Annotated in this window: 20 protein-coding genes; 11 read left to right on the plus strand and 9 right to left on the minus strand. The window is 41.2% G+C overall.

Annotated features, from left to right (window positions below; all coding sequences use genetic code 11):
- Positions 1 to 68: 68 nt before the first annotated feature.
- Both QLG00_RS07480 and QLG00_RS07485 read right to left on the minus strand, forming a co-directional pair.
- On the minus strand, positions 69 to 596 hold the full coding sequence (locus QLG00_RS07480) for a chromate transporter (RefSeq protein WP_004935238.1): 528 nt from the start codon (positions 594 to 596) through the stop codon (positions 69 to 71).
- Entirely contained in the window at positions 593 to 1,162 is a 570-nt protein-coding gene (locus QLG00_RS07485) for a chromate transporter (protein ID WP_004945727.1), read from the minus strand. The genes QLG00_RS07480 and QLG00_RS07485 overlap by 4 nt, the downstream gene beginning before the upstream one ends.
- A gap of 103 nt (positions 1,163 to 1,265) precedes the next feature.
- Between QLG00_RS07485 and QLG00_RS07490 the strand changes: the two genes are divergently transcribed.
- Entirely contained in the window at positions 1,266 to 2,189 is a 924-nt protein-coding gene (locus QLG00_RS07490) for a LysR substrate-binding domain-containing protein (RefSeq protein WP_282470737.1), read from the plus strand.
- On the opposite strand, the gene QLG00_RS07495 is transcribed toward QLG00_RS07490, so the two are convergent.
- The gene (locus QLG00_RS07495; protein ID WP_282470738.1) at positions 2,179 to 2,934 is read right to left on the minus strand and encodes a DUF4850 domain-containing protein; all 756 of its coding nucleotides are present in this window, start codon (positions 2,932 to 2,934) and stop codon (positions 2,179 to 2,181) included. The two genes, QLG00_RS07490 and QLG00_RS07495, sit on opposite strands and share 11 nt — an antisense overlap.
- A 131-nt stretch (positions 2,935 to 3,065) precedes the next feature.
- Between QLG00_RS07495 and QLG00_RS07500 the strand changes: the two genes are divergently transcribed.
- The 3 genes from QLG00_RS07500 to QLG00_RS07510 all read left to right on the plus strand — a co-directional run bounded on the left by QLG00_RS07500 (position 3,066) and on the right by QLG00_RS07510 (position 5,555).
- Positions 3,066 to 4,145, plus strand: coding sequence for a DUF1176 domain-containing protein (locus QLG00_RS07500; RefSeq protein WP_282470739.1), 1,080 nt, complete (start codon positions 3,066 to 3,068; stop codon positions 4,143 to 4,145).
- 36 nt (positions 4,146 to 4,181) lie between these two features.
- Positions 4,182 to 4,952 (plus strand): hypothetical protein, encoded by a 771-nt coding sequence (locus QLG00_RS07505; RefSeq protein WP_282470740.1) that lies wholly within the window; start codon positions 4,182 to 4,184, stop codon positions 4,950 to 4,952.
- 81 nt (positions 4,953 to 5,033) lie between these two features.
- Positions 5,034 to 5,555, plus strand: a complete 522-nt coding sequence (locus tag QLG00_RS07510; protein WP_282470741.1) for a hypothetical protein — start codon at positions 5,034 to 5,036, stop codon at positions 5,553 to 5,555.
- A gap of 109 nt (positions 5,556 to 5,664) precedes the next feature.
- Here QLG00_RS07510 and QLG00_RS07515 read toward each other — a convergent pair whose 3' ends face one another.
- The 4 genes from QLG00_RS07515 to gatC are packed head-to-tail and all read right to left on the minus strand — an operon-like array spanning position 5,665 to position 11,026.
- Positions 5,665 to 7,638: a hypothetical protein gene (locus QLG00_RS07515; RefSeq protein WP_282470742.1), complete on the minus strand. Its 1,974-nt coding sequence runs from the start codon at positions 7,636 to 7,638 to the stop codon at positions 5,665 to 5,667.
- Between the two features lie 58 nt (positions 7,639 to 7,696).
- Positions 7,697 to 9,184, minus strand: coding sequence for an Asp-tRNA(Asn)/Glu-tRNA(Gln) amidotransferase subunit GatB (gatB, locus tag QLG00_RS07520; protein WP_055415542.1), 1,488 nt, complete (start codon positions 9,182 to 9,184; stop codon positions 7,697 to 7,699).
- Positions 9,184 to 10,662 carry an Asp-tRNA(Asn)/Glu-tRNA(Gln) amidotransferase subunit GatA gene (gene gatA, locus QLG00_RS07525; RefSeq protein WP_151808603.1) on the minus strand — a complete coding sequence of 493 codons (1,479 nt, stop codon included), beginning with the start codon at positions 10,660 to 10,662 and terminating at the stop codon, positions 9,184 to 9,186. The genes gatB and gatA overlap by 1 nt, the downstream gene beginning before the upstream one ends.
- Positions 10,663 to 10,714: 52 nt before the next feature.
- Complete coding sequence (gene gatC, locus QLG00_RS07530; protein ID WP_004922268.1) at positions 10,715 to 11,026, minus strand: Asp-tRNA(Asn)/Glu-tRNA(Gln) amidotransferase subunit GatC; 312 nt, start codon at positions 11,024 to 11,026, stop codon at positions 10,715 to 10,717.
- Between the two features lie 130 nt (positions 11,027 to 11,156).
- On the opposite strand from gatC, the gene QLG00_RS07535 reads away from it, so the two are divergent.
- The 6 genes from QLG00_RS07535 to QLG00_RS07560 all read left to right on the plus strand — a co-directional run bounded on the left by QLG00_RS07535 (position 11,157) and on the right by QLG00_RS07560 (position 15,910).
- Positions 11,157 to 12,197, plus strand: coding sequence for a rod shape-determining protein (locus QLG00_RS07535; protein WP_004935270.1), 1,041 nt, complete (start codon positions 11,157 to 11,159; stop codon positions 12,195 to 12,197).
- A gap of 18 nt (positions 12,198 to 12,215) precedes the next feature.
- A complete protein-coding gene (gene mreC / locus QLG00_RS07540; RefSeq protein ID WP_111812220.1) occupies positions 12,216 to 13,073 on the plus strand; it encodes a rod shape-determining protein MreC in 858 nt (285 codons plus the stop codon).
- The gene (mreD, locus tag QLG00_RS07545) at positions 13,060 to 13,551 is read left to right on the plus strand and encodes a rod shape-determining protein MreD (protein ID WP_004935277.1); all 492 of its coding nucleotides are present in this window, start codon (positions 13,060 to 13,062) and stop codon (positions 13,549 to 13,551) included. The genes mreC and mreD overlap by 14 nt, the downstream gene beginning before the upstream one ends.
- On the plus strand, positions 13,539 to 14,105 hold the full coding sequence (locus QLG00_RS07550) for a Maf family nucleotide pyrophosphatase (RefSeq protein WP_004935278.1): 567 nt from the start codon (positions 13,539 to 13,541) through the stop codon (positions 14,103 to 14,105). Before mreD ends, QLG00_RS07550 begins: the two co-directional genes overlap by 13 nt.
- Before the next feature lie 39 nt (positions 14,106 to 14,144).
- Positions 14,145 to 15,599, plus strand: coding sequence for a ribonuclease G (gene rng / locus QLG00_RS07555; RefSeq protein ID WP_004945752.1), 1,455 nt, complete (start codon positions 14,145 to 14,147; stop codon positions 15,597 to 15,599).
- A gap of 137 nt (positions 15,600 to 15,736) precedes the next feature.
- Positions 15,737 to 15,910, plus strand: a complete 174-nt coding sequence (locus QLG00_RS07560) for a PA1571 family protein (protein WP_004935285.1) — start codon at positions 15,737 to 15,739, stop codon at positions 15,908 to 15,910.
- Positions 15,911 to 15,966: 56 nt separating this feature from the next.
- On the opposite strand, the gene QLG00_RS07565 is transcribed toward QLG00_RS07560, so the two are convergent.
- On the minus strand, positions 15,967 to 17,373 hold the full coding sequence (locus QLG00_RS07565; protein WP_004935288.1) for a wax ester/triacylglycerol synthase family O-acyltransferase: 1,407 nt from the start codon (positions 17,371 to 17,373) through the stop codon (positions 15,967 to 15,969).
- Positions 17,374 to 17,544: 171 nt separating this feature from the next.
- The gene (locus QLG00_RS07570) at positions 17,545 to 18,279 is read right to left on the minus strand and encodes a phosphoadenylyl-sulfate reductase (RefSeq protein ID WP_004935291.1); all 735 of its coding nucleotides are present in this window, start codon (positions 18,277 to 18,279) and stop codon (positions 17,545 to 17,547) included.
- A 182-nt stretch (positions 18,280 to 18,461) separates the two neighbouring features.
- Between QLG00_RS07570 and thrH the strand changes: the two genes are divergently transcribed.
- Positions 18,462 to 19,079 (plus strand): bifunctional phosphoserine phosphatase/homoserine phosphotransferase ThrH, encoded by a 618-nt coding sequence (gene thrH / locus QLG00_RS07575; protein WP_004945758.1) that lies wholly within the window; start codon positions 18,462 to 18,464, stop codon positions 19,077 to 19,079.
- Positions 19,080 to 19,097 lie beyond the last annotated feature (18 nt).

Raw genomic sequence — 19,097 nt, forward strand, 5'->3', positions numbered from 1 at the left:
TTGTGTGAAGAACCATTCACACTGTGTACATAAAATATCGCGATGCTGCTCTTGTTGGCAAAAGTGAATCATGAGCCAAGAAAGACAACCCCTAAGCCTGCACCACAGATCATGATCCATAACGGATGAATTTTTTTGACCAGTCCCATTGCCGCAGTGAATACCACAATGGCAATCAGAAACATATTTTGTGCTGATGCATCTGCAATCAGCCATGCACTGACCAAAACCAGACCGACTGTAATGGGTTTTAATGCCTGCTCAAAACGACCACGTAATGGATGCGCTTTAAATCGATCCCAGAATTTTAATGCATATACAGTGATAATCGATGAGGGGCCAAATTTTGCCAATGAGGTCACCAGCAAGCCAGCTGGGCCTGCAACATGCCAGCCAATCAAGGGGATAATCATCATATTGGGGCCGGGTGCCGCCTGTGCCATGGCAAATAGCGAACTAAATTGCTCAGCCGTCATCCAGTGATGCACATTCACCACCTGATGCTGCATTTCAGGCAAAATGGCATTACCTCCACCAAAGGCCAATACAGACAATTGCGCGAAAACACCTGCTAAAACCACCAAAACCGATATCATGCTTTTCGAGCTCCCAAAATGACAAAATTGATGACCAGTAAAATCAGTAAAGTGAGCGCCAAAGGAATTTTCACGATCAGCATAAATATAAACGTCAGCACGATGGTCAGGGCAGTTAAGTAACTTTTCATGATCGGGCGTAGCATTTTTAAACCTGTGGCAAACAGTAATCCGGCCGCGGCTGCAGCAAGGCCTTGAATCATGTGTCTTACAGTTGGAAGATGTTGAAAGTGTTCATAAATTTGATACAACCCCAGCACAATCAAAGTGGGTGCTGAAATGAGCCCTAAAATTGAACTGAACGCACCTTTTACGCCTTGAAATTGCATCCCGATGGCAACAGACATATTAATAATATTGCCTCCGGGAAGAAGCTGGCACACTCCGAGTAAATTGGTAAATTGTGCTTCATCGAGCCATTTCTGGTCTTCAACAATCATGCGATGTGCCAGCGGTAATACTCCACCAAAACCCATGAGCCCAAGTTTCATAAACCCGATAAATAAAGCCTTACAACTGGGCGTAGATGTCTGTTCACTGGCTATTGGTATGGCGTGTACTTTCATTAAACCCTCATACTGTTGAATCTTTGATAGACATAGCATGAGCCGATCATGGTATATTTACAAATGCTATTTTTGCCATTAAACATACCGAAAAGGTATAGCAATGATTGATATTCATAAACTCAATGCCTTTGTGGCGGTGGTCGAGGAAAATAATATTTCCAGAGCAGCACAGCGTCTGCATATGCAGCAACCGCCTCTTACACGACTGATTAAAAGCCTTGAAGAAGAGCTTGAAATTCAGTTACTTAAGCGACTACCTCGTGGCGTTGAAGTAACTGAGGCCGGCAAAGCACTGTATGAAGAAGCACTCACCATTTTGGCACATGCACAGGCCATTCCCAGACGAGTACAGAGCATTGCACAGGGTAAAGCTGGACAGCTCAATATTGGCTTTACCAATTCGGTCGGCTTACATCCATTTTTACCTGCATTATTACGTCGATATCGTGATCAGTTTGCTCAGGTCTCGATTCATCTAGAAGAAGAAAGCAGCGGTGCGCTCATCGATTCAGTCATGAACGAGAAACTGGACATTGCATTTTTAAGAAAACCGGCCCCTGTAAGAACTGAACTACACAGTGTGCATGTACTGAACGAACCTCTCATTGTGGCTTTGCCAACCAGTCATCCTTTGGTAGAACATCCTGATACGATTCGTTTAATTGACCTTGAACCTTTTGAGTTTGTTTTATATCGGCGTCTTGCGGGTCAGGATTTGTTTGACAATATTTTAGCCAATTGCTATCAGGCTGGATTTAGTCCAAATATTATTCAGGAAGCGCCAAGGCTTACATCGAGTTTAAACTTGATTGCCGCAGGCATTGGGTTGTCGATTGTGCCAGCATCCATTCAAGATTTCTGGAATAAACAAATCGTTTATCGGTCACTCGAAGCAAAAAAGCCATGTATTGCACCAATTTATGCAATTTATCGGGCCAAAGATAACAATATCCGTGTGACGCATTTTTTAAATCTGTTGAAAGCTAGCCAGTCATTTGAAAATGTAGTTAAAATTAATGAGTAAACTGATAGAAATTTAAAATCGGGCCAACCAAATGTTGCTGTGATTTATCTAACGTGACTTTGATTTCTCGAAAGTTAAAGTCGCCATCATCACGATATTTTGCAACGCCATGCGTTTTATTATTCAGCTTCGGAATCTGATAACTAAAGAAAGCGCTATATTTGGATGGATGTACCACATTCAACAACTTCTGTGAGTCTTTATAACCGCCAAATTCATTTTCTATGCTTTCTTTTAATAGGTTTGGAAAATACAGGCTGGCATAGGGCATACCGCAACCAACACAAACTGAAGAATCATATAGTTCAATAGCTTGTTTTTGATTTTTGCTCATCAACAATGCTGAACCTGTACCATTGGCGCCTGCATCGGCTTGTATGTCTTGCCAGCTCCGAGGAACCAAAACCACACCAATTTCAGGAATTGCAATTAATTTTAAGTTTTTGGCCTGCTCTGCAGAAAGATTAAAATCAAAATGACAGCTTTTTGCTGTACACGATTTAAAGCCTTTTAATAGTCCATCATTGACGGGATTAGGTGCGGTAACACCATAAAAAGGAACGCGAACATCATTGCTAAAGGAGACTTCACCCAATGCATATATTTGATTGATTGCTTGGCGTTGTTTAGCTGTATTTGAAAATTGAGGAAAAGACGGCTTAAAGGTGGATACTTCAGCATGTGTCAACGGAAGCCAAAGTATCGAACCTAAAGAAAGAATAGTTTTGATGATCAATTTTATCATTATAAGGATAGATCCCAATAAAATAGCTGTTTTAAAGCTAGCATATTTTTAATACAAGCATGTATGACTGTTCCATTCAAAAAGGTTTTAGAATGATGGATAGATTCATAATAAGTTGATGAGAATTCCAAATGATCCAACTAAAAAAAATAGTGTTAGGTTGTGGCTTTATGGCAATAAGTTACTTTGCCTTTGCACAGGATATTCAGGGCACTGCCTTTACCCATCAAAACTGGGAGGTGTATTGTTCAAATACTGGAACTTGCCGTGCCGCGGGTTATCAAAGTGATGACGGTCAGCAAAATCCAGCATCGATTCTACTTACTCGGGCGGCAGGGCCAAAGCAGCCTGTACGCGCACAATTTGCGCTAGCAAATGGCGGCGAGGATAGCTTTGCTGCCAATCAAGTCAAAAATATTCATTTTTATATCAATGACAAAGATTTGGGTGCTGTCGCCGTGAAAGGGGTTGAATCGCCATTGATGGGCACGCTTTCGGCTGCACAAGTGAATGCATTGCTCAAACAAGCTTCGCAGAAAACCAAGATGAGCTTTAAAAATTCGCATTACGTTTGGAATATTTCCGATGCAGGTATGACCGCCGTACTGCTTAAAATGGATGATTTGCAAAAACGTATTGGTACCACGGGGGCTATCGTCAAAAAAGGCAGTGCAAATGAATCGAATGTATTAATGTCGCAGCCTAAATTAATGATTAAAAAGGTAAAAACAGCCGATCAGCCATATCTCACCCTAAAACCCAACACCAAACAATATCAAAGCCTGCATGCACGCTTGTTAGCTGCAAATCCAAAACCAAAAGAAACCGATTTTTGTGAAGGGATTTATAACGGCGCCGACAAAGGTGCAAAACCTCAACCTATTCAGTTGTATAAACTCACCAACGGTAAAGTTTTGGCTACAACCTTGTGCGTTCGCGGTGCATACAACGAAGGCTATGGCGCATGGGTATTAGACCAGTCATTGCAAGGGCAGGCCACGTATGTGACCGAATGGGCAACCGACATTGCTTCTGGTGAAATCAGCAGTGCGTTTAAGGGCAGAGGAATTGGCGATTGTTGGTTAGAGCAATCATGGATTTGGGATGGACAACGCTTTGTACAAAATCAAAACCGATGGACAGGGATGTGTAAAAATATTGCGGCTGGTGGTGTTTGGGAACTCGATCAGATTGAAGCAGTGGTGAAATAATTAAACTGTGAACGTAAAATAGCCAAAGGAAACATCATGCTTAAGCATAAAATTGGTTTGGGTGGAATACTTTTAATGGGGGCATCTGTCTGCTTGAGTGGCTCTGTTTTTGCTGCACCTTTACAGATTCTCGATTTCAAAACTGGACAACTTAACCAAACCACTCAAGATCAACTCTGTAAGCAACTTAAAGACCTATGCAAAAAAGGGGTGCAATGGAGAAGCCTAACAACTCCAGACCAGAATTTGTGGGTTTTATCGAATCGTAATGATGTTGCACAATTTAAGCCGACAGCGATGGGTTATAAATTGATTCGACAGTGGAATATCGTGACAGTCGCCAGCGAAGACATTGATCAAAAACAATATGTATTTCCCAAACTTTTTCCACTGACTCAGCAGCGTTATGCGATTGCAGTCATCGATCAGTTTTCAGAAATGTATTCGGGTGGTGGCGCAAAAATAGAACAAGCCAGTTTTTATGAATTAAAAGATTCAGGTCAGGCACATCGCTTTATTGAAAATTATCCATTTAGTTTTAGTCGAATGGTTCGAGCATGCTTTTCAGAGCAGGACTATGCAGCTTCAAAAGGGCGTTGTCATGATGAAGATGGCTTGAGTTTGGATATTCGGCCACTCAAGCCGATGCTATGGCAATTTCGTTATCGCTATCATTTAGATGTATCACCAGCATCCGATTCGGGTGAAAAATCTTATAAAGGTAGTCGCGACTTAAATATCGATTTAAATCGAGTACCAAAGAAGCCCAATATTCCTCAAAAATGGAATTATACCGGTCAGGGTTAAGTGTGATATTTACAGCCACCTAACAGATTAAATAAAACAAAATATGCTAAAAGTAGGCAATTGCAGATTGGAGTAAAACTTATGTTGCAGCGTCGTGATTCATTATTGGAGCAGAAACGTTCTACCATTGCGTGTACATTTACACTTGTAGCGGCCATGTTTGGAGCAACTCAAATGGCAAATGCTGGCCCTGCAGTGGATCAGTTGAGTGATTGCTTGGTGAAATCGACCACACGAGCCGATAAAACGACGGTGTTGCAATGGACTTATGCGGCGTTATCGGTGCATCCCGATTTAAAAGCATTTAGTAATGTGAGCGCTGAACAAAAAGATCAGCTTGACCAAAAGCTTGCGCAAGTGTTGCAACGAATTATTATCGATCAATGTTCGGCACAGACCAAAAATGTGATTCAAACTGAAGGCTTGCAGGCAGTGGGGCAAAGTTTTCAGCAATTGGGGCAAAATGCAGGTGAAGAGATTGTAAAAGATCCGGCAGTGAAACAGCAGTTACAAGGAACACTACGTTATATCGATTTAAACAAAGTGGCGATGACGTTTTTGACGCCGGGAGTATTGGGTAAGTTGGGTGTATCAATAAGATAAATAGATATGATTTAAATAAATTAAAAATTAACTACATACTGATAAATGTAGAAAGTCAAAAAAATACTCTTGAATTTCTACTTTTACTATTTAAATCTATAAATGAATTTTATATTTTTCTGTAGTTTTTATGGATATACTTTGCTATTTCTTCAATTTTGAATCCAAATCGTTGATATGAAATTGTAACATCTTGAATATCTAAATTTCTAAAATTTTCATGGGCTAAAGACTCATAGTCAGATATAAACTTACCATTTATAAAGTCAACAAGATCACTTTCATGAAAAGTTAAACTTTTCCATAAGCTATATTTATCCGAATTTAAAGTAATGATACCTTCATTTAATAAGTTTTTTAAAATATATGAGTTAATACATCTGTAATTATTGCAAATATATCCATTAAACATTCTGTTTGATAGAATAATTGCGAAATTAAAATTTGATTTATATAATGAAAATCCTATTTTATCTGCTAAAATCTTTCTTTTAGATACATCTTTTATAATTTCTTCTAGATTATTTAGCTGCTTTGAAGCTTTTTTTACATGAGAGTAAGTATTTCTTAATTCAAATTCATTAACAGGATGATATGAGTTTTTACATTCAAATATAAATACCTCATTACCTTTCTTAGCAATGATATCTATTTCATAAATTCCAAATTTAACCTCAGTAGCAATAGAAAAACCTAAATCTTTAAATTTTTTCTCTAAAATTTTTATCATTCTATCTCCATTAGGTGTAATAGAAAGATTATTTTTTATTTTAAGTAATATGCTTCTAATAAGATTGGATTTAGATAATATCGTGGGAGAGATTAGAAACTCATTGCCTAAAAATAAAATTGGATTGTATTGAATGTCAAAAAAATCATTTAAATTATAAAATTCTGTTGATATGGTATTTTGAATCAAGTCAATGAAGTCTTTATTTTTATCATTTAATGTTTTGTTTAGTAATAATATTAAATCTTCTTTATTAATTAAAGGTATTATTGATGATAACAAGATATATTCATTTTTATGATGTTTTTTATATTTTATTGTATAGTTTCTATATATTTCACTTATGAAGAAAAATAATCTTTGTAATTTAATAATATCCATAATTGTAAAATTTTTATAAATTTTAATATCAAAGTAATTATCTGAAATAAAGTTATCTTTAAAAAAGAAATTTAATGATGACTCCTCTTCAAGATAAATAAAGTTGTTTGAAAAAAATTCTACAAGATCTGGATGTAAAACTAGTTTAGGACATATGCGTAAGAAGGGTTTGTCTTTTAATTCAACAAATAAGTCAATATTATTTTCATTTAATATTTTAGATATAGTTTCTTTGAGAGTTTCATCATTTTTTCTAAATTCTATAGTGTCATGGTGAACGGCATAACGCTGTAGATCATACATTATATAAGCTATGGATATGCTTTTTTCAAAAGAACTATTTGTTAACTTGTATTTTTTTTTAATTATTTTTTCTAATTTATAGTGAAAAAAATCTATTTTTATTTCAATCTTTTTAAATTTAATGATTTTTTTGGAAAAATTAATTAGGTTGTTGTAGTCTTTATCGCTAATATTGTTAAGTTTGCTTAAATTTATTCCATTTGTATATTGATTTTTTTTACACTCTAGAATTAAAAATGAAATACATTCAAGAGTAAATTCAATTTCATTGTTATTCTTATAGTCGTAAAAAATATTATCGGATTTTGCAAAGAAATATTTTATTAAGTTTTTTTCAGATAAAATAAATATTTTAATATTATTGTAATAATTTTTTACTTTTTTTGATATATAGAATAAATTTTCAATGCTAGAAAAGTATTCTGAAAATTTTTTAAAGTTATCATGTTTTTGTATTTTTGAAAAAAACTGACTTATAAATGTAGTGTCAAAATTATACTTTGAGGGTCTAAAAAAACCGGTTTTTCTAATATATTCTATTATTAAATCTGTATCATTTTTATTTAGAAAATCTGTGTAAGCTAATAAAGTGGATTTATTAATATTTTTTTCTCTTATTTCATTTATTAGAGTTTGTAAATATTTTTCAATTACATTTGACTTAGACATAAAAAACCCCACATTAAGTGAGGTTTTTATCTCATGAAAAGAAACAATTAGTCAATCATCAACCAATCAACTTCTTCATCAATTCATTCACTTGAGCAGGGTTGGCTTTGCCTTTTGAAGCTTTCATCACTTGACCTACAAGGCCATTAAAAGCTTTCTCTTTACCAGACTTATACTCTTCAACCATTTTTTCATTGGCTGCAAGTACGTCTTTAATAATGGCTTCAATCGCACCTGTATCAGTTTCTTGTTTCAAACCTTTTTCTTGAATAATGGCATCGGCAGATTTGCCTTCATCCCACATAAAGCCAAAGACTTGTTTTGCAATTTTGCCGCTGATGGTGTTATCGACAATACGTGCAATCATGCCACCCAATTGTTCGGCAGACACAGGCGAATCTGCAAGCTCTAGGCCAGCTTTATTTAAGGCACCAGAGAATTCACCCATCACCCAGTTTGCAGCAATTTTACCGTGTGCTGCACCCCCAGCCGCTGCGACAACCGCTTCATAAAAATCGGCCATTTCACGAGACAAGGTAAGTACATGCGCATCGTATTCGGTAATTGCAAATTCAGCGATAAAACGTTCACGGCGTGCAGCAGGAAGCTCCGGCATGGTTGCTTTAATTGCTTCAATTTGCTCATCTGCAATGATCACAGGCAACAAATCTGGATCTGGGAAGTAGCGATAGTCGTTCGCTTCTTCTTTAGAACGCATTGAGCGGGTTTCCATTTTGTTTGGATCAAACAAACGGGTTTCCTGATCAATCGTGCCGCCCCATTCCAAAATTTCCATCTGGCGTTCAATTTCGACATTGATCGCTTGCTCGATAAAACGGAACGAGTTGAGGTTTTTCAGCTCACAGCGGGTACCAAATGCATCGCCCGGACGGCGCAAGGACACGTTACAGTCGGCACGGAATGAACCTTCTGCCATGTTACCGTCGGAAATTCCTAACCAGCGCACAAGCGTGTGAATCGATTTAATATATGCAACCGCTTCTTCGACCGAGCGCATATCTGGTTCAGATACGATTTCGAGCAATGGTGTGCCGGCACGGTTTAAGTCGATACCCGACATACCTTCGAACTGATCATGAATCGATTTACCGGCATCTTCCTCTAAATGCGCACGCGTCACGCCGATGCGTTTGACGGTGCCATCTTCAAGCTGGATGTCGATATGGCCCAAGCCCACAATCGGATTGTCCATCTGGCTGATCTGATAGCCTTTTGGCGAATCTGGATAGAAATAGTTTTTACGTGCAAATACAGAAGCCTGATCGATATATGCATCGATGCCCAAGCCAAAGCGGATCGCAAGATTCACCACTTCTTCATTTAATACTGGCAATACACCCGGCATGGCCAAATCGACCAAACTTGCTTGCGTATTCGGGTCTTGACCAAATTCGGTAGAAGAACCCGAGAAAATTTTAGATTGGGTTGCAAGCTGGGTATGAATCTCAATCCCGATCACCACTTCCCAACCATCAATCAGGTTCGACTTTGGCTTTTTTTGAGCTGCTTTTGAAGGATTATTCATTAGGCATTCTCCTCAGCAATTGCCGCACGTTGGGTGTGGAAGGTGGTGTCTTGTTGGTACTGATGCACAATTGAAAGCAATTGCGACTCAGACCAGTAATTACCAATCAGTTGTAAACCGACAGGCAGGTTGTTGTTGTCGAGGCCCACAGGCGCATTGATTGCAGGTAAGCCCGCAAGGTTCACTGCAAGGGTGTAAATATCGCCCAAATACATTTCAACCGGTGTGAGATCGGCACCAATTTTATAAGCTGTGGTGGGTGCAGATGGCGCAGCAATCACATCGACATTTTCAAATGCGTTTAAGAAATCTTGCTGAATTAAGCGGCGTACTTTCTGCGCTTTTACATAGTAGGCATCATAATAGCCAGCCGAAAGGGCATAAGTACCAATCAAGATACGGCGCTGTACTTCTGCACCAAAACCTTCTGAGCGTGAACGTTTGTATAAATCCATCAAATCGACCGGATTTTCACAGCGGTAGCCGTAACGTACACCGTCATAACGCGATAGATTCGATGAGGCTTCAGCAGGTGCAATCAGGTAATAAGTCGGTACATAGCTTTCAGTCATGCTAAGGTCAATCTCGACCAGTACCGCGCCCATCTCTTCCAGTTTTTTCAGAGATTCTTCTACGCGCGCTTTTACCTCGGCATCTAAGCCTGCCACATTGAAGTACTGCTTTGGAATACCAATACGCAGGCCTTTTAGTGCTGTTGCATCTAAGTTTGCTACGTAGTCATCAACGTCTTTTTTGACAGATGTTGAATCTTTGGCATCATGACCTGCCATCACATTCATAAGGTAAGCGCAGTCTTCGGCTGAGCGTGCCATTGGGCCGCCCTGATCTAGCGAAGATGCATAGGCGATCATACCAAAGCGTGATACACGGCCATAGGTCGGCTTTAACCCTGTTAAACCACAAAACGACGCCGGCTGACGAATAGAGCCGCCCGTGTCTGTACCAGTGGCAAACGGAGCAAGGTCTGCGGCCACGGCAGCTGCCGAACCACCCGATGAACCGCCCGGTACACGGTCGAGTGCCCATGGGTTACACGTTGCACCAAAGTAGGAGCTTTCTGAAGTTGAGCCCATTGCAAACTCATCCATGTTGAGTTTGCCCAAGGTTACTAAACCTGCTGCATTGCCTTTGGCAACCACTGTGGCGTCATAAGGCGAAATAAAGTTGTCGAGCATTTTAGAACCGGCAGTGGTTTTAATGCCTTTGGTACAAAAGATATCTTTGTGTGCCAATGGAACGCCAGTGAGGAAGCCAGCGTTGCCAGCCTGACGCAAGGCATCGGCAGCATCGGCCTGTGCCAGTGCCTGTTCGTGGGTCACAGTGACATAACTTTTCACCTGAGCGTCGATTTTGTCGATGCGGTTCAGATAATGTTGCGTGAGTTCGCGGGAAGAAAATTGAGCTTGGCCTAGACCCTCGGCGAGCTCACGAACAGATAAGCGGTGTAAATCGGTCATAAGTAAAAATTCTTTACGTTCAAAATTGTAAGCAATTTAAGTAGCGAGAGTATTATTCGATTACGCGAGGAACCAGATACAGTCCAGCTTCGGTTGCTGGAGCAACTGCTTGATATTCTTCACGATGATTAGTTTCCGTTACCGCATCTTGGCGCAACGGTTGCGCGGTATCAAACGGACTCTTTAGTGGCTCAACACCATCAGTATCGATACTTTTTAAGCTTTCCATCATGTCTAAAATTTTATTTAGACTTTGAGCATATTCGGCAGATTGCGTATCATTCAGCGACAATCGAGCAAGATTGGCGATTTGCGATACGGTTTGTGCATTTAAATCTGAATGCTGAGCATCCGATGTAGACATAACATCACCTAAGTCTGTATGAAAATTTGCAAATAATGTGGCTTATAATAAGCGATTGACTTGTTCAAAGCATCACATTTAGTTAAAGTTGCCAACTTGCGTCCATATAAAGTTTAACTGAGAACGACCCGTGATTCTAAAACGACTAATTGGCTTGTTTTCGCCAGATCTAGCCATTGATTTAGGTACAGCAAATACACTTATTTATGCACCAGGCCGAGGCATTATATTAAATGAACCGACTGTTGTGGCCATTCGTCACAGTGGCTCACAGAAAATTGTTGCTGCTGTAGGTCTTGATGCTAAACAAATGTTAGGTCGTACACCAGCCAATATTTCCGCGATTCGTCCAATGAAAGACGGTGTAATTGCCGACTTTGAAGTGACCGAGACCATGCTGAACCAGTTTATTGGTAAAGTCCACGAAAAGCGTTTATTCCCACCTGCACCGCGTGTTGTGGTATGTGTACCGTGTAAATCGACACTGGTCGAGCGCCGTGCCATCCGTGAAGCGGTATTTAATGCAGGTGCGCGTGATGTTCGTTTGATTGAAGAGCCAATGGCTGCTGCTATCGGTGCGGGTATGCCCGTCGAGCAAGCCTGTGGTTCGATGGTGGTCGATGTTGGTGGTGGAACTACTGAAATTGCGATTATTTCATTGCAGGGTTGTGTCTATGCCGATTCGTTACGTATTGGCGGCGATGTATTTGATGAGCAAATTATTCATTATGTACGTAAAGCGCATGGCTGTGTAATTGGTGAAACCACCGCTGAAATTATCAAGAAAGAAGTGGGTATGGCCATTGCCGACGACACTAAACTTGAAATTGAAGTGCGTGGTCGTAATTTGGCAGAAGGTGTGCCACGTTCAATTACCGTGACCTCTGACGAAGTGATGCAAGCCATTGCAGATCCATTACAAAGTATTGTCAGCGCGGTTAAATCTGCACTTGAACAAACACCGCCAGAGTTGTCTTCAGATATCGCAGAGCGCGGTATTGTGCTGACTGGTGGTGGTGCGTTGCTACGTAATCTTGATAAATTACTCGCGCAAGAAACCGGCTTACCTGTGGTGGTTGCAGAAGATCCACTCACTTGCGTAACCCGTGGTGGTGGCAAAGTGCTTGAATTTTTTGACAATCCAAACCATGACATGCTTTTTGTAGGCTAATCCAATAGGAACGAGGCGGTGCAACCGAATCTTTTTTCAAGACAACCGCCATCTTTTCGCTCCTTTATTATTGCAGTGATTACAAGTGTGGTGGTGCTGTTTTTTAACTGGCGCATGCCACACCTCATTCAGCCTGCAAGGGATGTCTTGAATGCAGCGTATAATCCAATTTATGCGCTGGCAAGCTATCCGGTATTGTCGCGAGAGTGGCTCAATCAACAAACCAAATCTGAAGCTCAATTACGTCGTGAAAATACTGCGATGCAAGCTGAATTGCTTCAGGCACAGGTTCGTCTGCAAAAACTATCCGAGCTGTCGGCAGAAAACACCCGTTTACGTGGGTTACTCGATACACCGTTGATTATCGATGGTCGTATGGAAATTGCGGAGGTGATCGGTACAGATGCAGATCCACTTCGTCATATCATTATTATTAACCGTGGTGCAAATAGTCATCTAAAAGTCGGACAAACCGTACTCGATGACAAAGGTATCATGGGACAAATTATTAATGTCTATCCACATAGTTCCCGTGTCATGCTGCTATCAGACAAAGAACATTCCTTATCGGTTCGGCTTGAGCGCACAGGCATGCGTGCAATTGTCACTGGTACTGGCGATTTGGGACGTCTGAAAATGGAATATGTGGCAACAAGTGCCAATATTCAAGTAGGCGACAAAGTTTACAGTTCTGGTTTGGGTGAGCATTTCCCTGCGGGATATTTGGTTGGAACTGTATCTCAAGTTCGTCGTCACAATTCGGGCGAGTTTGCCGAAATCGATGTAACGCCTGCGGCTCAATTGGCCAGCGGTCATCATGTCGTGGTACTGTTTTCGGAATCTTTGGCGATGGAGCAACCGTATGCCGATCGCTAAACTCAGTGTAAAAAAATCTAAAGATCCATTATTGGTGATCGTCCTATCGATTGTGATTGGCTCGGTGCTAATGGTGTACCCGTTATCGTATGACATTTCAGGATGGCGCCCACTGATCATGCTGATGATCATGCTGTTTTGGGTACTGTGCCAGCCTACATGGTGTGGAGTATGGTTTGCTTTTGCGTTGGGTATTTTTACCGATTTGCTGCTCGATGCACCATTGGGTTTAAACGCGTTAAGCTTTGTACTGATCACCTTTTTTGTGCGCTACTTTACCCGTGAACGCCGGATTTTAACTTTTTGGAATATCTGGACGCTTGCTGGATTGGCGATTTTAGCTCATCTTTTGTTTATCTGGTTTGCCCAAACCTTAGGTGATATGCGCTTTTCACTGGCACGACACTGGCAACCGCTTTTGACCAGTATCTTATTTTGGCCTGTTGTGTACTATTGTTTAAAACGATGGCGCATTTAATACTGGCTTCCAGTTCCCCCAGACGACACGAATTACTCAGTCAACTGGGGTTGACCTTTGAGGTGCATGCACCAGATATTGATGAGTCTGTTCTCGATCATGAGCAGGCACATGACTATGTTGAACGTTTAGCCGTCGAAAAAGCCCATACGATTTTACGTCAATTTCCTGAATCAATTGTGATTGCTGCTGACACAAGTGTGAGTGTTGATGGTAAGATCATTGGAAAACCAGAATCAAAACAACATGCATTTGCGATTTGGTCTGAACTCTCAGGACGTCGTCATGAGGTTTTGACCGGACTCTGCGTTGCAACACTACATCAGCACGAGTCGCTTTGTGTGCGCACCGCCGTCGAATTCCAGTCGCTCAGTCTGACCGATATGGAGCGCTATTGGGCTACAGGCGAACCCATCGGTAAAGCAGGCGGATATGCCATACAAGGAATTGCTGCGCAGTTTATTCCGCGTATAGAAGGTAGTTATACCAATGTAGTGGGCTTGCCTTTGCACGAGCTAACACAGTTATTACAACGAGTTAAGGCCTTAAATTAACTCTGAAACAAGAATTTTTATAACGCTTTGAGTTTTTTTATGTCGGAAGAATTACTTATTAATGTCACGCCCATGGAGTGTCGGGTGGCATTAATTCAAAACGGAACAGTAAACGAACTATTTGTTGAACGTACTGTTAAACGGGGCTTGGTGGGCAACATTTACATGGGTAAAGTTGTGCGCGTTTTGCCAGGAATGCAGGCTGCCTTTGTCGATATCGGTTTGTCCCGAACTGCTTTTTTACATATCAATGATATGGTCTGGCCACGCGCGCAACCTACGCCGAATGTATTTGAATTGCTACATCCGGGGCAGGTTCTCACGGTTCAAGTGATGAAAGATATGCTGGGAACCAAAGGCGCGCGCCTAAGCACTGATTTATCTATTCCTTCGCGCTATCTGGTCATGATGCCGTATGGGCACCATATAGGTGTGTCGCAGCGCATCGAAGCAGAAGAAGAGCGCGACCGTTTAAGAGGCATTATTGAGCGCATTCAGGCCGAGCAAAAGTTGCCGGGCAGTGTGATTGTACGCACAGCAGCCGAAGGAGTCGATGAAGAATCGATTGTTCAGGATATGCGTTACTTGGCCAAACTTTGGGAGTTTATTCAGCGTAAACAAAAACAGGCTGTAGTTCCAAGCTTGATTTTTGAAGAGCTGCCGCTTCCACAACGAGTGATTCGTGATCTGGCCAATGAAGACACTGCAAAGGTCTATGTGGATTCTCGGGAGGTTTACACCAAACTCAGCGAATTTATCGACGAATTTGTACCTAATATTAAAAATCGTCTGATTCACTATCCGGGTGAACGTCCGATTTTTGATTTGCACAATGTCGAAGAAGATATTCAAAAGGCCTTACAAACACGTGTTGCACTCAAGTCTGGCGGTTATCTGATGATCGATCAGACGGAGGCCATGACCACGATTGATGTCAATACTGGCTCATATGTGGGTGGGCGCTCACTTGAAGACACTGTGTTTAAAACCAATATGGAAGCAACGCAAGTGATTGCACGACAGTTACGGTTACGTAACTTAGGTGGAATTATTATCATTGATTTCATTGATATGCAGGAAGCGACGCACCGCGAAGAGGTCATGAACCAGTTTCAAAAGATGCTCGAACGCGATCATGCCAAGACCAAGATCACGCAAGTGTCTGAGCTCGGTTTGGTTGAAATGACCCGAAAACGTACGCGTGAGTCGTTAGAGCATTTACTTTGTGAATCGTGTCCGACCTGTCAGGGACGGGGGTATGTCAAAACAGCCGAGACGGTTTGTTACGAGATATTTCGAGAAATTTTACGTTACGCGAGAGCTTTTGAATCACAGAGTGGCTTTACTGTTGTCGCACATCCTTCAGTGATTGACCGGCTACTTACGGCAGAAGCGCCAGCCGTCGCGGATCTTGAGCATTTCATCACGCGTGTCATAAAATTCCAAGTTGAAAATTTATACACGCAAGAGCAATACGATATCATTTTGAGTTAAAGATGTAACAAGATTTCGCTTAATCCTTGTTACAACTGAAATTTTACTTTTATTGGCGAATTTTCAATACTAGGGACACAACGTAGCCAAAGACTTTTCTCCCATATTAGTCTTAGCAAATATAAGGGGTCTCTCGCATGAATGTTAGTGAAAGAATATTAACTCAAGGTTTAAAGCATATGATCGACAGCAAAACGGCTGCATCTTGTTATATGGTAGATGATCAAGGTAAAGAAGTTCAGATCACAACCGCAATGATCCGTAATGTGTGCCATCAATTACTTAAACAATGTCGTACCATTAAAAACTAAAGGGCTATTTCAGCCCTTTCGTTTTGTTTGTAATGATCAGAATAACAATAAAGAGATTAGGACGCCGCGGCGTCTTTTTTAACGTCGGTAATAGCGCTTAAATCCGCATCATTGTTTGCAATCACTGCTTCGAAGCGCTGAATTTCATCTTCCAAATGTGTTAAAAGGTTTTGCATACTTGGTAAGGCATTACGGCAAGCGATCAGACCGACTTCAAGTTTGTCTAAATAGCTGGTCATGGTGATATTGAGCGCCTGACCGTCTAATACAATTGAGGCAGGGTACAATGCATCGAGCTTGGCGCCATTCCAGTACAGTGGTTCTCGTGGCCCTGGTACATTGGAGATGACCAGATTAAATGCCTGACGTTTTGGCATAATTCCCGACAAGATATTTAAGCCTGCAGGACCATAAACCACCGCACTATAGTTAAGAATCTGGTCACTGGTCATACGCTTAAAACGCTGTTTCGAGTTTTGTACGCTACGACGAATAATTTGCAAACGTTCAAGCGGATCATTTTTATGCGTTGCCAAATTGGCAAGAATCATGGTGATACGGTTACTGGTATCGGAATCATCATCTCGAACAGAAGCGGGAACCATCGCAATGAGCGGCTTTGAAGGCAAGCTGTTGTGACTAAGTAAATATTCGCGAAGTGCGCCCGAGCAGACCGCCAAAATCACATCATTAATGGTCACGCCTAAAGCTTTGGCAATATCTCGAAAGCGATCCAGTTCAAATGATTGCGCAGCAAAGCGGCGTGATGAACTCACGCGCTGATTTAATATCGAGCTAGGAGCCTGAAAGCTTGAAACATGATCGGGATTACGACCAATGTCTTTAAAAAGCGTCTGTGAGAGTTCTTGCACTACGGTTGGTGTGGCCTGTAATTGTGTTTTGAGCCCCGTGATAATTTTTTTGATTTTACTGACTTTAGGTTCTTTTAGGCGTTTGGCACGTTTACCTTCGACACACCAAGGTGGAACAATACTTTTTTCATTCACATCGTGAGACAGAGATTTTTCAATCAGGCGCATACCTGCCACGCCATCCACCATGGCATGATGGATTTTAAAATACATGGCAAAACGATTGCCCTCGATCCCTTCAATAATATTACAGGTCCAAAGTGGTTTGGCACGATCGAGCAAGGTACTGTGTTCTTGTGAGATATACACCAGAAGTTCACGAATTCGAGCTGGATGAGGCAGCGCAACATGACGGAAGTGATGATCTAAATCGAACTCTTCATCTTCATCCCAAAACAAACCGTTGAGTTTGTTGTTAAATGGAGGAACAGGAATCGACTTTGAAATACGAATATCATTTACCAAATCTTGTATAAATGTCGCTGGTGCATTGTCTGGAATCTGGAATAAAAATAATCCGCCGACATGCATGGGCTGTTGTCTTTTTTCTAATGACAAGAAGATAAAATCAATCGGATGTAATGGGCGCATAGCGTGGATTGCCTCACTGCAATGATAATAATAACCCTGATATGAGCTATGTTTTTAGAATTATAGAACCGTACAACTAGTATATCGTTATTCGTCGACATAAATCTAACAAATTATGTTGAATAGCGAGTTCATAAAAAAACCACTGTAATAACAGTGGTTTTTTTTGAATTATTTATTCACATTACCGGCATGTAAACCACATTCTTTTTTGGTGGCTTCTTCCCACCACCAGCGCCCCTCACGCTCGTGCTGGTTTGGCAACACCGGACGGGTACATGGTTCACAGCCAATCGAGATAAAGCCACGTTCATGCAGCGGATTGTATGGAATTTCCATCATGCGAATATAATTCCATACATCGGCACTCGACCAGTTAGCCAGCGGATTGTATTTGATCAGCTGTTTGCCGGGGCCAGAAAATCCAGCATCCGCTTGAACAACGGGAATTTCGTTCCGTGTACCCGGACTTTGATCTTTTCGTTGACCTGTAATCCAGCCATCGAGTGTGGCCAGTTTCTTGCGAAGCGGTTGAACTTTTCGTATTCCGCAGCACTCAGTATGTCCATCTTCAAAGAAGCTAAACAAGCCTTTTTCTTTCACCAACTGCTGTACCGCATCCGATTCTGGAAAACAGATTTCGATCTCGATATTGTAATGCTTACGAACCGTTTCGATAAACTGATAAGTTTCAGGATGCAAACGGCCTGTATCGAGGCTAAAAACGCGAAACGGTTTACGCAAACGAGAGGCCATATCAATCAGCACCACATCTTCGGCGCCCGAAAATGAAATTGCAATTTCACCTTCTTGATTCAGTGCAAGTTCTAAAATTTCAGTTGGATACTTATCTGCATATTCGGTATTGAGTGCATCAACCAAATCGAGAGTAGGGATGGCGGTCATATAGGCTCCTGGCAACAGGCTTGGATGCGTATTATATAGCGCAGCGTTCTTTAAAGTGCCGAATTTAGAATAAATAAATCAACGATCTTGGGGTACACAATGAAATCTTCAACGATGACCCATTTTCGATCAGCTTAATGCTATTATACATCCATTTTTAAAACTGACAGTTGGAGTCTTCCATGGAAATCGTATGTCTTGATCTTGAGGGTGTTTTGGTTCCGGAAATCTGGATTAATTTTGCAAAAAAAACAGGAATCAAAGAGCTTGAAGCCACCACACGCGATATTCCGGATTACGATGTCTTAATGACTCAGCGTCTTAATATTTTAAAGCAACATGGTTTAGGCCTAAATGATATTCAAGCCGTAATTGCAGACATGGGGCCACTACCGGGCGCTAAAGAGTTTGTGGAATGGGTACGTACGCATTTCCAATTGATTATTTTGTCCGATACATTTTACGAGTTTGCACATCCGCTTATGCAGCAACTGGGCTGGCCAACTATTTTCTGTCATAAACTCGAAACAGATGAAAAGGGGATGATCAGTGCCTATAAACTTCGTCAACCAGATCAAAAGCGCGAAGCAGTCAAAGCGTTGCATGGCTTAAACTTCCGTGTGATTGCTGCCGGTGATTCTTATAATGACACGACGATGTTGGGTGAAGCCGATCATGGTTTCTTGTTTGATGCGCCAGAGAATGTGATTGCAGAATTTCCTCAATTTCCAGCGATTCATGGTTATGATGCGCTGAAAGAAGCGATTCGTGCCGTATCGCAGCGTGACATTCCGGCGTAAAAACTGAACGATAAAAAA

Origin of the sequence: Acinetobacter sp. V89_7 (assembly GCF_029967895.1) — a bacterium.
GTDB lineage: Bacteria > Pseudomonadota > Gammaproteobacteria > Pseudomonadales > Moraxellaceae > Acinetobacter > Acinetobacter soli.

Excerpts from the sequence above, each read along its gene's own strand:
- QLG00_RS07480 (WP_004935238.1), bottom strand. The coding sequence starts at position 596 with ATGATATCGGTTTTGGTGGTTTTAGCAGGTGTTTTCGCGCAATTGTCT.
- QLG00_RS07485 (WP_004945727.1), bottom strand. The coding sequence starts at position 1,162 with ATGAAAGTACACGCCATACCAATAGCCAGTGAACAGACATCTACGCCC.
- QLG00_RS07490 (WP_282470737.1), top strand. The coding sequence starts at position 1,266 with ATGATTGATATTCATAAACTCAATGCCTTTGTGGCGGTGGTCGAGGAA.
- QLG00_RS07495 (WP_282470738.1), bottom strand. The coding sequence starts at position 2,934 with ATGATAAAATTGATCATCAAAACTATTCTTTCTTTAGGTTCGATACTT.
- QLG00_RS07500 (WP_282470739.1), top strand. The coding sequence starts at position 3,066 with ATGATCCAACTAAAAAAAATAGTGTTAGGTTGTGGCTTTATGGCAATA.
- QLG00_RS07505 (WP_282470740.1), top strand. The coding sequence starts at position 4,182 with ATGCTTAAGCATAAAATTGGTTTGGGTGGAATACTTTTAATGGGGGCA.
- QLG00_RS07510 (WP_282470741.1), top strand. The coding sequence starts at position 5,034 with ATGTTGCAGCGTCGTGATTCATTATTGGAGCAGAAACGTTCTACCATT.
- QLG00_RS07515 (WP_282470742.1), bottom strand. The coding sequence starts at position 7,638 with ATGTCTAAGTCAAATGTAATTGAAAAATATTTACAAACTCTAATAAAT.
- gatB (WP_055415542.1), bottom strand. The coding sequence starts at position 9,184 with ATGAATAATCCTTCAAAAGCAGCTCAAAAAAAGCCAAAGTCGAACCTG.
- gatA (WP_151808603.1), bottom strand. The coding sequence starts at position 10,662 with ATGACCGATTTACACCGCTTATCTGTTCGTGAGCTCGCCGAGGGTCTA.
- gatC (WP_004922268.1), bottom strand. The coding sequence starts at position 11,026 with ATGTCTACATCGGATGCTCAGCATTCAGATTTAAATGCACAAACCGTA.
- mreD (WP_004935277.1), top strand. The coding sequence starts at position 13,060 with ATGCCGATCGCTAAACTCAGTGTAAAAAAATCTAAAGATCCATTATTG.
- QLG00_RS07550 (WP_004935278.1), top strand. The coding sequence starts at position 13,539 with ATGGCGCATTTAATACTGGCTTCCAGTTCCCCCAGACGACACGAATTA.
- rng (WP_004945752.1), top strand. The coding sequence starts at position 14,145 with ATGTCGGAAGAATTACTTATTAATGTCACGCCCATGGAGTGTCGGGTG.
- QLG00_RS07560 (WP_004935285.1), top strand. The coding sequence starts at position 15,737 with ATGAATGTTAGTGAAAGAATATTAACTCAAGGTTTAAAGCATATGATC.
- QLG00_RS07565 (WP_004935288.1), bottom strand. The coding sequence starts at position 17,373 with ATGCGCCCATTACATCCGATTGATTTTATCTTCTTGTCATTAGAAAAA.
- QLG00_RS07570 (WP_004935291.1), bottom strand. The coding sequence starts at position 18,279 with ATGACCGCCATCCCTACTCTCGATTTGGTTGATGCACTCAATACCGAA.
- thrH (WP_004945758.1), top strand. The coding sequence starts at position 18,462 with ATGGAAATCGTATGTCTTGATCTTGAGGGTGTTTTGGTTCCGGAAATC.